This is a genomic window from SAR86 cluster bacterium (assembly GCA_029268615.1).
Taxonomy (GTDB): Bacteria; Pseudomonadota; Gammaproteobacteria; order Magnimaribacterales; family Magnimaribacteraceae; genus JAQWNM01.
Genome location: JAQWNM010000015.1, coordinates 47,255 through 60,412, shown reverse-complemented (window position 1 = coordinate 60,412; position 13,158 = coordinate 47,255). Strand labels below are relative to the sequence as shown.

Sequence of the window (13,158 nt, the reverse complement as noted above, 5' to 3'; positions counted from 1 at the left end):
GAATTGATATGACAAAAATAGGTTTTATAGGGTTAGGAAATATGGGTGGTCCAATGGCGTCTAACTTAGTAAAATCAGGAATGGAAGTCACCGGATTTGATTTAATGGATGAGGCAATAAAAATTGCAAAAAGTAATGGGATAAAAATAGCAAAAGATGCTCCTTCAACTACTGTAAATGCAGATATTCTCATCACAATGCTTCCGGCAAGCCAACATGTAGAATCACTATATCTAGGTAAAAAAGGTCTCTTAGAAATTCTAGACAAAGAAACCTTGATAATTGATTGCTCTACAATAGCTCCAGATTCTGCAAGGAAAGTTGCATATAAAGCTAAGGAAAGAAATCTTAGAATGATCGATGCACCAGTTTCAGGAGGTGTCGGAGGAGCTCAAAATGCAAGTCTTACTTTCATTGTTGGTGGCCACTCAGACAATGTTACTAAAGCTAAACCAATTCTAGAAAGGATGGGTAAAAATATATTTCATGCAGGCAATAATGGAGCAGGCCAAGTTGCTAAGGTTTGCAATAATATGCTTTTAGCAATTCACATGTGCGGCACTGCCGAAGCCATAGCTTTAGGCGTTAAAAACGATCTCGATCCCAGTGTTCTCTCTGAAATCATGCGTAAAAGTTCAGGCGGGAACTGGTCATTAGAAGTATATAATCCATTTCCAGGAGTAATGGACGGAGTTCCAGCAAGCAGAAACTATGAAGGCGGCTTTCTAAATAAACTTATGTCTAAAGATTTAGGTCTCGCCAAAGAAGCTTCTGAAAGCTCTAACTCACAAACTCCTATGGGAGATCTTGCTAGGGAGCTTTATCAAGAACTTATGGAACAAGGGTTAGAAGACCTTGATTTCTCTAGCATTCAGAAAAAATACTTAGATTTATAACTCTAAAATTACCTTCCCAAAGGTTTGATTTCCTGCAATAAGCTCGTGAGCCTTTTCTGCTTTCTCAATAGGAAAAACAGTATCGATAATTGGATTTATTTTTTTATCTTCTATGAAGTCCCAAAGATTTTTTTTAAGTTGCATCATAATCCTAGCTTTTGATTCAATAGATTGAGCTCGCAATGTCGATCCTAATATTCTAGCTCTCTTCATTAATAGTTGACCTAGATTTAAATTACTTTGCGCTCCCCCCATCAGACCAATGATGATAAGTCTACCTTCCATGGATAAACAATTTAAATTATCTTCTATGTAGCTTGCTCCAACTGGATCTAATATAACATTAACTCCTGTGTGATTTGTCCATTCAAGAACATCATCAGCGAAACCTTCTGAAGACCTTACTAGGCCGCCAGAAGCTCCTAGATCGATACATTTTGCTATCTTCTCTTCATTTCCTGCGGTTACAAAACATGGATTCTTAAATGCTTTACAAATTTGAATAGCTGCTGTTCCCACGCCACTAGCTCCAGCATGGATCAATGCTGTTTCGTTATCCGATAATCTTCCTTCCATATACAAATTTGAATAAGCTGTTGCAAATACCTCAGGAATTGCTGCGGCTTCCTTAAAAGTCAGACCCTTTGGTATATTTAAAACTTGTCCTTCAGGAACGGCAACTATCTCAGCATAGCCACCTCCGCTTAGTAATGCACAAACTTCATCACCTTCTTTAAAAGATTTAGTATTTTTTCCAACTTCTTTAATGACTCCCGCGCATTCTAATCCTAGAATAGGGCTTGCCCCTTCTGGAGGAGGATAATTGCCTGATCGTTGGATTAAATCTGCCCTGTTTACAGCCGTAGCTTTAACTTGAATCAAAACCTCATCTTCTTTGATTTTAGGGTCTTTATCCTTTTGCCAAATTAATTTTGAGTCTACTTGATGTATAGCTTCCATGTTTTTTATAAAAAAAATAATAAGAATTTGTTAAACTATAACGCATAAAATCAGTTGTAAAAAAAAATCAAATAAAAATGTCTTTAAAAAAGAATATTACCCTCTTTCTGATTATCTCATTGTCTTCTTTCAAGGTCTTTGTTGAAGAAAATAGAGGGCTAGAAATAGCGCTTATGGCCGACGCAAATACCTCGGGTTTCATAGACAGTCGATCCAACATGAGAATGCTCTTAAAAAATAAGAAAGGTCAAATTACAGAAAGATCTATGCAATCAAAAATTATGGAAGTTGAAGGTGATGGCGATAAATCCTTAATAGTTTTTAAAACTCCAAGAGACGTCAGAGGGATAGCAGTCCTAGGCTATGCACATAAAATGAAAACTGATGACCAATGGCTATATATGCCTGCTCTAAAGCGAGTTAAACGCATCGTATCAAAGAATAGATCGGGCCCTTTTTTAGGAAGTGAATTTTCTTTAGAGGACCTTTCATTCCAGGAAATAGAAAAATTCTCATATAGCTATAAAGGAGAAGAACAGCTAAATGAAAAGGACTGTTACTTGATAGAAAGAACTCCATTAGATCCGTATTCCGGTTACACTAAACAAAGAGTTTGGGTAGAGAAAGAAAATTACCTCATTTTAAAAATTGAACATTTCGATAGAAAATTCTCACATTTAAAAACTCAATACTTTAGAGATTTTAATAAGTACCTCAACAAATTTTGGAGACCTTCGGAAATAGAAATGATAAATCACCAAACAAAAAAAAGTACGACTCTTTTGATGGAAGATATGGTTTTTCAAAATGGATTTACTGAAAGAGACTTCTCACAGAATAGTCTCAAAAGATCGAAATGATATGAAATGCCTATTTAATATTTTAAATAGGCTAGTTTTCTCATTCCTAGTTCTTAGTTTCAGCCAAAATAGTTTTTCGGGTAGAGAATTCTTGGGAGAAGTTTCTTTTGAAGGAAGGTATTTCTCCAAAGAAGGATTCTTTGACCAAGATAAATTTCATTCATCAATATCATTTTCACCAGAGATATATATTGAGTCTGAAGATTCAAAAAAAAGTTTTACTTTTAAGTCAAAATTTAGAAAAGATTCGGAAGATTCTGAGAGAGACATAATTGATATACAAGAATTAAATTGGACAATAGTGGGAAATATTTTTGAAACTAAAATTGGAATTAGAAAAGACTTTTGGGGCGTTACAGAAACGGTACATCGAGTAGACATAATTAACCAAACAGACTTAGTTGAAAATATAGATGGAGAAGATAAACTTGGGCAACCCATGATAAATATTTCTTTTGAAGGATTACATGGAACTTTTGATGCCTATGCTCTATTAGGCTTTAGAGAACGAACCTTTGGCGGACAAAATGCAAGACTTAGAGCTCCCATCTTGGTAAATACTGAAAATCCTTTGTATGAATCTAACTCAGAGGAAAAAAGAATCGATTTTGCTTTTCGCTGGAATCAATATTTTAGCGCTTTTGAATATGCTGTGTCTCATTTCTCGGGTACCAGTAGAGAACCGCTTTTTGAAATAGATTTATCAAAGCAAGTACCTCTGCTTCGACCTTTATACAATGTGATTGATCAAACTGGAATTGAGATCTTGTATATTCTAGGCAATATGGCATTCAAATTAGAAGGTTTTTCAAGATCAGGACAAGAAGATCGTTTCTCTGCTGCCACTGCTGGTGTTGAATATACCCAAATAGGGATCTTTGAAAGTAGGATTGATTTAGGATGGATAGCTGAGTTTAATCATGATGATAGAATTGAAAATTCCCCTATATCAGTTGGAACTCGTCTTACATTTAATGATATAGCTGATACTCAAATCCTAAGCGGACTTTTATGGAATCAAGATACAAATGAGAAAAATATATTCATTGAAGCCTCTAGTAGACTCAAAAGCTGCTGTAAAATTTCTATTGAAGGAGTTATCTTTACTAAAGGAAAGAAATTAAATACATTTAACCCTTATAGAGAACCGCAAGGCTTATTTGATTATTTTCAAGATGAAGATTTCCTCAAATTGGAATTTATATACTATTTATAAAATTAATCTCAGGAGACAAGGATGATAAATTGGGTAGCAAACAAAATAATGGAGTTTAGAATTATTTTAATAATTTTATCTATATTAACTCTATGCATTTGTCTATCTGGGATTAGATTTATTGAATTTTCACCAGATATTGATAACTTTTTCCCTGAAAATCATAGTACTGTTCTTGCGCACAAAGAGGTAGAAGATACTTTTACAACCACAGACAACTTGGTAATCGCTATAGGATCTAAAGAAGGCACCATCTTTCAACCTAGGACTCTGGATCTCATAGAAAAATTAACCGAACAAGCCTGGACTATTCCTCACTCAGTTAGAGTTGATTCTTTAAGTAATTACTCTTACGTTTCAGCAGTTGGAGATGATCTATATGTAGAACCTTTTATAGAGGATACCCTTTCCATGAGTAAAGGAGAAATCTCAAAAAAAGAAACGCTTATTGAAAATGAGCCCTTAGCTTATGGCTCAATTATATCTAAAGATAAAAAAACAACTCTTATTAATATTACCGTTGATCCTCCAAGGTTAGATGTAGAGAAAGAATATGGAGAAACGGTAACTCCTGTTTTAAATCTCTTAGAAACGACTCGCGTTGAATATCCAGAATTGGAAATTAAGATATCTGGAATGGTTTATGTAGAATACTTAAGTCCAAGAATTATTAAAGCTCAATTTCCAATTCTAATTCCTCTGCTCTTTATAGTAATTTTAGTATCATTATATTTCCTCTTGAGAAGTATTACAGCCGTAACAGGATCTTTAATAATAATAGTCTCAAGTGTAGGAAGCGCCATGGGTTTAACAGGATGGTATGGCGGACTAGTTACTCAACCTTTTATGATGGTGCCTATACTAATTTCAACTTTAGCAGTAGCGGATTGTGTTCATCTCTTTAGTATCTATTTCCAATACAGATTAAAAGATATGGACTCTAAAGAATCAATGCTTGAAAGCCTTAAATTGAATCTTCAACCATTATTCTTAACATCTATAACGACTGCGATAGGTTTTCTTTCCTTGAATTTGACACCAATTGAACCCCTAAGAACGTTGGGCAATAGTGTCTTCTTTGGAGTATTATTAGCCTTCTTCTTTACTATATTCTTACTTGCTCCTCTCTGTTCTTTTTTTGCAGTAAGCGCTCCTAAGAGAACTGAGCAACATACAAATTTTGCAAAAAGAATAGGAAAGTTTAGCATCCTTCATGCCAAACGATTATTTTGGGTTGTACCTCTTGTATCTGTTCTCCTAATCTCTTTTATCCCTTTAAATCATACAAATGACAGTCCGATGGAATTTTATTCAGAAAGATTTAGTCCTTTAACTTCTGACACCATGTGGCTAAATGAAAGGCTGGGTGGAACGTTTCCAGTAAATTACCAACTTTCTACTGATACAGATTCAATCTCTAATCCAACTTTTCTTGCTGAAGTAGAAAAATTTAAAAAATGGCTAGAACTTCAACCTGAAGTTCTGCATGTAAGTTCGCTTTCTACCACAATGAAGAAACTAAATAGTACCTTGCATGGAGGTGATCAAAAATGGAACGTTATTCCAAAGGATCAAGACCTAAGCTCTCAGTATTTATTCTTCTATGAAATGTCACTACCTTTTGGTCTAGATTTAAATAATTCTATTAGTCAAGATAGGCTTTCTACGAAAATAACTGCGTCATTAAGTGAATTGGGTTCTTTAGAATACAAAGGTTTTGCTGATAGAGTAGATAAATATGTGGCCAATAATATGCCAGAAAATATGGTCTCAGAAGGTACAGGCCAAAGAGCAATCTTTGTGTATATGGGTCAAGTAATTTTAGAAAACCTCTCTTATGCTTTATCAGTAGGCCTGGTAATGATTACACTAACAATCATATTATTTTTTAAATCATTTAAACTTGGCATTCTGACTACTATTCCTAATATTTTGCCGATTGGAGTTGCCTTTGGTATATGGGGTTTATTAGTTTCAGAAGTAAGTTTCCTAACTGCTCTTGGCATGGGAACAACCCTTGGAATTGTTGTAGACTTTACAGTTCATCTATTAAGTAAGTATCTACATGCTAAAAATACATTAGGTTTTAGTAAAGAAGAAGCAATTATTTATGGCTTTGAAACCGTAGGATTTCCACTAATTATTATGACATTCATATTAATCTGTGGCTTCATGGTTCTTCTCTGGGCATATTTCGTTCCAATGCATGGATTCGCTCTCTTTTCCTCCCTTGCCTTTTTTGTAGCTCTAATATTAGACCTATTTTATTTCCCTGCTTTACTATTAAAATTTGATAAAAATTAATTAAGATGACCAAAAAAATTTCAAGTGAATTTCCTTACCAAAAGTCTTTTACAGAAGTATATGAGAAAAAGATAGCCTATGTAGATAAAGGTAAAGGTGACCCTATTATTTTTCAACATGGTAATCCAACTTCGTCCTATTTATGGAGAAATATAATGCCTTATGCAGAGAAGCATGGGCGCATCATAGCACCAGATCTAATTGGTATGGGAGATTCAGATAAATTAGATAATTCAGGTCCTAATAGTTACTCCTTTGAAGATCATTCTAAATATCTCTATAAACTCTTTGAAGAGTTAAACTTAGATAATATTACTTTTGTTATTCATGACTGGGGTTCTGCATTAGGTTTTCATTGGGCTAACTTAAATCCTGAAAAGGTTAAAGCCATTATTTATATGGAAGCCATAACAAGCCCTATTGACAGTTGGGAAGATTGGCCAGAAGCAGCTAGAAATATATTTCAGGCTTTTAGAAGTGATGCTGGAGAAGAATTAATTTTAGAAAAAAACTTTTTTGTAGAAAGGGTTCTAGCGGGTGATGTTTATCGAGGACTTTCTGAAGAAGAAATGAATAATTATAGAAAACCTTTTAAAGAATCTGGTGAATCAAGAAGACCCACTCTCACTTGGCCTCGGCAGATTCCTATTGATGGAGAGCCTGAAAATGTTGTAAAGATTTGCCAAGATTATGCAAAGTTTATGAGTGAAACTAAAATTCCTAAGTTATTTATAAATGCAGAACCTGGATCTATATTGGTGGGCAATCAAAGAGAAATTGCCAGAAAATGGCCTAATCAAAAAGAAGTGACAGTAGAAGGTGGTCATTTTATTCAAGAGATTTCTCCTCATCAGATAGGGGAAGCTTTGAGTAATTTCTTAGAAAATTTAGATTAACCTTAAAAGATTATCCTCTCTTAATTTCTAATCTGGAAGCTAAATAGAAGCAGGGTATCAACGAAATACCGCAGAAAAGAAAAGCTCCGGAATAATCTACTAAGATCAAAATTGGGGCAGCAATAATGTCACCTGCAAATAAAGACATATTTGAAATAGCCATGAAGATTCCAAAATTTGTAGCACTAGTCTTGGTTGTACATAGGCTCATTAAAATCGCAAAAAGAAGTACGGTCATTCCTGCATCGAAAACCTCTATGCCTAAAAGAATAATATACCCTAATGTTTGTGAAAAAAATGCTGAATAGGTACTCAAAAGAAAAAACAATATAAGCTCACAAAAAATAAAGATTCTCAATAAAATTGTATGACTTATGAAGGAGCCTAATAATCCCGCTCCAAGACCTACTAAACCTCCAATCCAAAATCCCCAAGGTCTTGCATCCCCAATCATTTGCCCTGTCCAGTTCAATTCATCTATATAAAACTTATTATATAAAACTTCATAAACTCCCATACTTAAATTTGCAAAACAAATAAAAATAATGGCAAAAAAAACTCTTGAGGAATTAAACCCATTAAAAATTCCAGTTAATAACTCTTTAACATTTAACTTTTTTGCAACTTCATAGACTTCTTTTTCTAGGCCAACTTTATAATTAAGCTCTTTTGAAAACATAGGAACTAACATGATTAGAGCTATTAGAATCATAAGGACACTGATACCTAAAGTTGTTCCATAAGTAAAATATATGGAGGTAGCTATAGCCATTCCTAAGCCTTTACCGAATACTTTACTTCCCCACATTATGCCATTTCCTTTACTCAATGCCTTCTCCGGCAAACTATCTGCAGCCAATGCATCAGTAGAAATATCCTGAAAAGCCATAAAAATATTATGAATAACTAAGATGATTACTAAGTTAGTTATACTTAAATTATCAACTCCAATAACTACTAAAGGTACAAGAGAAATAATCATCAAAGATTGACTTAATAGTATCCAAAATCTTCTTCTACCAAATTTTAACAAAGAGAAACTATCTACAAAAGGACCATATAAAAACTTTATTGTCCAAGGTAACATCGTAATGGATAATAAAAGACCAATATCTGCTACTGAAGCTCCTTGAGTTGCCAAATAGGTAGGCAAAGCAAGGCCTAAAAAACCATTAGGTAAACCTTGGGCTAGATAAAGCATACTTAAGCAAAATAAATGCCATGGCGAAGCTGAGCTTAGAACCCTTGTTTGAGAATATGCTGGTATATTTAAACTAGACACCTAATTCCTTTTAAATAGATTAAACATAATTATATTTCATAAATTTATTAAAAGAATTTTATTTCCTCAATCCAAAGAAAGATTATTTAGAATCAAAAAATTCTTTTAGTAATTTGTAGGACTTTGCCCTTTTTGATAAGGGCTCACAAATTGTTACAACTTTCAGTTCGTCTGGTTTTGTTATCTCTAAAAGAGGCATCAGCTTTTTATAGATTGTTTCTGGAGATCCAATAAAAGTTCTACTATCTGAGATATCAATTTTATCTTGATCAATAATTGCTAGAGACTCTTCAGTAGTTTTAAAAGGTTCAAAACGACCTCTCTGTAAATTCATTCTCCATAATGCAGCACTAGCCGATAACCTTTCTGCTTCATCATCTTTTTCAGCACATATAGCAAATATTCCTAAGCTGACTATAGGCACTTTACTAAAGACAGAAGGTTTAAAATTCTGTCGATAGTAATCAGCTAAGTCTAAACAATCTTGATTAATAAAATATGCAAGTGATATAGGTAATCCAAAATGCGCCGCATATTCTGCTCCTTGTTGAGAAGAAACTAGTAGCCATATTTCTGGTATATTTCCAAGGCCTGGCGTGACGCTAACATTCTCAAAAGCTAGTGAAGTTGGCTGATCTCCAACCAAAAAAGATGTGAGGTCTTTCATTTTTGTTGGAAAGAATTCTGGGCCAGTCGTCTTTGATCCGTATGCTAAAGCTCCTGCCTGATGAGGATCGCTACCTGGTGCCCTTCCTAAGCCTAAATCTATCCTCCCAGGAAATAATGATTCTAATAATCTAAAATTCTCAGCTACTTTATAGGGACTATAATGCATTAACATTACTCCTCCAGACCCTATGCGCAAAGATTCAGTTTCTGCTGCAATTTTAGGAATTAAAACTTCAGGTGAACAACCTGCAAATGAGTTTGAACCATGATGCTCTGCAACCCAAAATCTAGTTAACCCTATAAGATCACATTCTTTAGCTAGTTCCACAGATTCTTGAAGAGCCGAGTTCGCATTTGAATTAGAAAAAATAGGAGATTGATCAACCGCACTAATTTTCATAAATTAAACGCCTATCGGTTTTCCATCAATAATCTGATCTAAATATTCTGACATCCCATACCCCTTCATTCCTTGATATGTATACTCAGTCATACCTTCAGTAATTCTAGTAGTTAATACCTTCCCATCTGGCGAAGTGCGCCTATTTCTCAAAGGTATTAAAGATAGGATATTTCCCTCAACTTCATACTCTCCTACTTTGGTTTTTGCCCAAGCTTTGAGAGAGGTTTGACAGAAATTTTCATCATATTTAGTTTGAATCTTACATTCCTGAATATTGTGGTATTTATTATCTATAAATACCAGTCCGCCTCTTCGCTCAATGCCATCTCCTTGATGAACAATACTAAACATAAAGCCTATATCCTTATTGATGTTAATGGTTAACCATCTATACCACTCCAGCGCTTGCCAATATCTAGGCCCCCAACTCTTATCTCTTAGGCCCAGGCCTTTTATAGAGAATTCTTTCTCGCCTATCTTCATTAATCCCTTTCCAGATATATGTTGTTCATAGTGCGCCTTTGAAAAACTTTTTTCTGGATCTACATCTAATGCAGAACCATCTTTTTTCAAAGTTTCTCCGCCATACATTGGAGATTCACCTAATATTCCAAGACTTACCTGACAATCTACAGTCGGATTAGATTTAAATGCTTTTCCAGGATTCATCATTTGCTGTGGATCGCTCAATAATAAAATCTTTCCTTTGTATTCTATATGTAATCTTTTAAATGGTTCTAAAACTTCAAAAGACATCCCGCCAGCATTAAAAGAATTATTATCAGAAATCGATGGCTTTCCAAACATGAAACCTACTTTACCGTCTGGTAGATATAAACAACATGACATTTCAGAGTAGCCTTCATTAGGCCTATTTCCTAATCTAAACCAACCCCCTATCTTTTTTTTATGATCAAATACATTGAAATACATGCTCTCATTATAATTTGAAGACTCATCAGGAGTATGAGTATACTCATCTTCAGGATCTAACTTAACAATATATTCTTCTTTCATGATGCTTTTCCTTTATGTTGATCTAAAGCCCACTTTACATGCTCTCTTACTATACCCGAAGAGTCATTCTTTCTAGAGACCAAAGATTCATATACCTCTTTATTTGTATCGGCGTTTCCTAACGCAATTGCTATATTCCTCGACCAACTTTCATAACCTGCTCTTCTGATGGGTGATCCATTGGTTTTCTTTTGAAACTCTTCTTTTGTCCATTTGAAGAGTTCAGAAAGACTAGAGTTATTTAAATTGTGCCTAGGTTTAAAATCTTCTTCTTCGGTAAATTGTGCAAACTTATTCCAAGGACAAACTAACTGACAATCATCACAACCAAAAACTCTATTGCCCATCATTGGTCTAAGTTTTACATCTATCGAGCCTTTGTACTCAATAGTTAAATAAGAAATACACTTTCTAGCATCTAGTTGCTTTGGCCCCACAATGGCTTTAGTAGGACAAATATCAATGCAAGCCTTACAAGATCCACAATGATTAATTTCCTCAGCAGCATCTATTGGTAAATTCAAATTTGTGTATATCTCTCCTAAAAAAAAGAATGATCCTCTTTGTTTATTTAAAAGAAGAGTATTCTTACCTATCCAACCTAAACCAGATTTTTCAGCTAAAGCTTTCTCTAATACTGGCGCACTATCTACAAAGACTCTTGCTTCAGAAGAAACTTTTAACTTTATAAAATCAACTAGTTTTTGTAACTTCTTCTTCATTACCTTGTGGTAATCTCTGCCCAAGGCATATCCAGAAATAAAGGCTTTGTCTTTATTTTCTATGAGCTCCATTCCTTTATAATCTTTGTGCAGATAGTCCATAGATACAGAAATAACCTTTTTAGTACCTTCAATCAATTCTTCGGGACGGCTTCTTTTAGTTCCATGCCTCTTCATATAATCCATGTCTCCTTGAAAATTATTCTCCAACCAAGCGTCAAGATATTGTTCATGATTTTTTAAATCTATGTCAGAAATACCTACTTGGTTGAAGCCTAAATTTTTTGCAAAAGACTTAATTTCAAGAACAAGACTAGTTAACTCTCTCTCAGGTATTTCTTTTTCCATATTTTGATTAGTAGTGGACTTTATTTTTAAAGTCTATAATTTCTAATATTATTGAGATAAACATATTCTTATGGAACTTTACACGACGTCAGAAACAAAAAGAATAGACGGTTTAGCTATTAAAGAGAGAAATATTACCTCTTTTTCTTTGATGGAAAAAGCTGCAAAATTTTCTTTCCAAATAATCCGCAATAGATGGCCGGAAATGAAAAATATGATTGTCTTTTGTGGAAAAGGGAATAATGCAGGAGATGGCTACCTTTTAGCTTCATTAGCAAAAGACTCAGGTATTGAAGTCACTATTGTTTGTCCAGAACCTACTAAGAAATTTTCTTCAGCTGCATCTCAAGCTTTATCTTTAGCTAAATCAATGAGAATTAAAATACTCGGCATAAAACAATTTAATAAATTAAAATTATCGAAAAAAGACACCGTAATTGTTGATGCCTTGATAGGTATTGGAATTAGAGGAAGATTAAATGGGAAGATGCACTCAGCCGTCCAAAATATTAATGCTCTAGGAAAAAGTTATCCAATAATAGCTTTGGATGTGCCTTCAGGTATATGTGCAGATACTGGAAAAATTCTTGGCATAGCGGTAAAAGCAGATCTCACACTAACTTTTATTGGTTTAAAAAGAGGGTTATACACATCTGAAGGCAGATCTTATGCCGGAGAGATACTTCTTAACCAATTGGATATTAAATCTTCATTAAGATCTAAAGTTAAGTCCAATTCTTATCTCCTTGATTCTGAAAATTCTCTAAATAAATTGATTGATAGAGATTTAAATGCCCACAAAGGTCATTATGGCCACCTAATGATAATAGGAGGAGATAGAGGCTTTGGAGGCGCAGCTATTTTAGCCTCTAAGTGTGCAGCTATGTCTGGTTGCGGTCTTGTAAGTCTTGCAACAAGACCTGAACACATAGGAGCAGCACTAACTTCTTGTCCGGAAGTTATGGCAAAAGGAGTGAATTCTGGGCAGGATTTAGATGACTTTTTAGGTTCTCCTGATGTCATTGTCATAGGGCCTGGGCTAGGGAAGAGCGCTTGGGGAGAACAAATGATGCAGAAGGCATTCATAGAATGTAAAAAACGCAATCTTCCATTAGTTATGGATGCAGATGCTTTAAATATGCTGACATCCATAAAATTAAAAGTTATGACCCCAAAAAAATTAGTGATAACTCCACATCCTGGAGAAGCAGCTCTTTTATTAAAAAAAGATGTACTAAAAATAGAAGAAGATAGATTCAAGTCAGCAGAAGAACTTACAAAAAAGTTCAATTCAATTACCGTTCTAAAAGGGTCAGGAACAATAGTATGTTCAAATTTTAATAAATTAAAACTAGGTGTGTGTGAATCTGGAAATCCTGGTATGGCTTCTGGAGGGATGGGAGATATTCTTTCTGGTTTAATTGGAAGCTTCATTGCTCAAGGTTTAAACCTTTCAGAAGCAACTGAAACCGCAGTGGAAATCCATTCAGCAAGTGCAGACATAGCATCACAAGACTTAGGTGAATTAGGTCTGTTAGCTAGTGATGTAATTAAAACTATTAGATTAAACCTAGCATTTTGATTC

11 protein-coding genes are annotated in these 13,158 nt (G+C 34.4%); 6 read left to right on the top strand and 5 right to left on the bottom strand.

Annotated elements, in window-relative coordinates; genetic code table 11:
* Nucleotides 1-8: 8 nt before the first annotated feature.
* Nucleotides 9-896: a 3-hydroxyisobutyrate dehydrogenase gene (gene mmsB / locus P8J93_07900; protein ID MDG2061720.1), complete on the top strand. Its 888-nt coding sequence runs from the start codon at nucleotides 9-11 to the stop codon at nucleotides 894-896.
* Here mmsB and P8J93_07895 read toward each other — a convergent pair.
* Nucleotides 891-1,856 (bottom strand): NAD(P)H-quinone oxidoreductase, encoded by a 966-nt coding sequence (locus P8J93_07895; protein MDG2061719.1) that lies wholly within the window; start codon nucleotides 1,854-1,856, stop codon nucleotides 891-893. The two genes, mmsB and P8J93_07895, sit on opposite strands and share 6 nt — an antisense overlap.
* 77 nt (nucleotides 1,857-1,933) lie before the next feature.
* Here P8J93_07895 and P8J93_07890 point away from each other — a divergent pair, with 77 nt between their 5' ends.
* The 4 genes from P8J93_07890 to P8J93_07875 are packed head-to-tail and all read left to right on the top strand — an operon-like array spanning nucleotide 1,934 to nucleotide 7,132.
* Entirely contained in the window at nucleotides 1,934-2,716 is a 783-nt protein-coding gene (locus P8J93_07890) for an outer membrane lipoprotein-sorting protein (GenBank protein MDG2061718.1), read from the top strand.
* Nucleotides 2,664-3,932, top strand: coding sequence for a hypothetical protein (locus tag P8J93_07885; GenBank protein MDG2061717.1), 1,269 nt, complete (start codon nucleotides 2,664-2,666; stop codon nucleotides 3,930-3,932). The genes P8J93_07890 and P8J93_07885 overlap by 53 nt, the downstream gene beginning before the upstream one ends.
* 21 nt (nucleotides 3,933-3,953) lie before the next feature.
* Nucleotides 3,954-6,236: an MMPL family transporter gene (locus tag P8J93_07880; GenBank protein ID MDG2061716.1), complete on the top strand. Its 2,283-nt coding sequence runs from the start codon at nucleotides 3,954-3,956 to the stop codon at nucleotides 6,234-6,236.
* 5 nt (nucleotides 6,237-6,241) lie between these two features.
* Entirely contained in the window at nucleotides 6,242-7,132 is an 891-nt protein-coding gene (locus P8J93_07875) for a haloalkane dehalogenase (protein MDG2061715.1), read from the top strand.
* 10 nt (nucleotides 7,133-7,142) lie between these two features.
* On the opposite strand, the gene P8J93_07870 is transcribed toward P8J93_07875, so the two are convergent.
* From P8J93_07870 to queG, 4 genes are all read right to left on the bottom strand, one after another.
* A complete protein-coding gene (locus P8J93_07870; GenBank protein MDG2061714.1) occupies nucleotides 7,143-8,414 on the bottom strand; it encodes an MFS transporter in 1,272 nt (423 codons plus the stop codon).
* A gap of 82 nt (nucleotides 8,415-8,496) precedes the next feature.
* Nucleotides 8,497-9,483 (bottom strand): LLM class flavin-dependent oxidoreductase, encoded by a 987-nt coding sequence (locus P8J93_07865; GenBank protein MDG2061713.1) that lies wholly within the window; start codon nucleotides 9,481-9,483, stop codon nucleotides 8,497-8,499.
* Nucleotides 9,484-9,486: 3 nt separating this feature from the next.
* On the bottom strand, nucleotides 9,487-10,503 hold the full coding sequence (locus tag P8J93_07860) for a hypothetical protein (protein ID MDG2061712.1): 1,017 nt from the start codon (nucleotides 10,501-10,503) through the stop codon (nucleotides 9,487-9,489).
* Complete coding sequence (queG, locus tag P8J93_07855) at nucleotides 10,500-11,573, bottom strand: tRNA epoxyqueuosine(34) reductase QueG (GenBank protein ID MDG2061711.1); 1,074 nt, start codon at nucleotides 11,571-11,573, stop codon at nucleotides 10,500-10,502. Before queG ends, P8J93_07860 begins: the two co-directional genes overlap by 4 nt.
* A gap of 70 nt (nucleotides 11,574-11,643) precedes the next feature.
* Between queG and P8J93_07850 the strand changes: the two genes are divergently transcribed.
* A complete protein-coding gene (locus P8J93_07850) occupies nucleotides 11,644-13,155 on the top strand; it encodes an NAD(P)H-hydrate dehydratase (GenBank protein MDG2061710.1) in 1,512 nt (503 codons plus the stop codon).
* The last annotated feature ends 3 nt before the right edge of the window (nucleotides 13,156-13,158 follow it).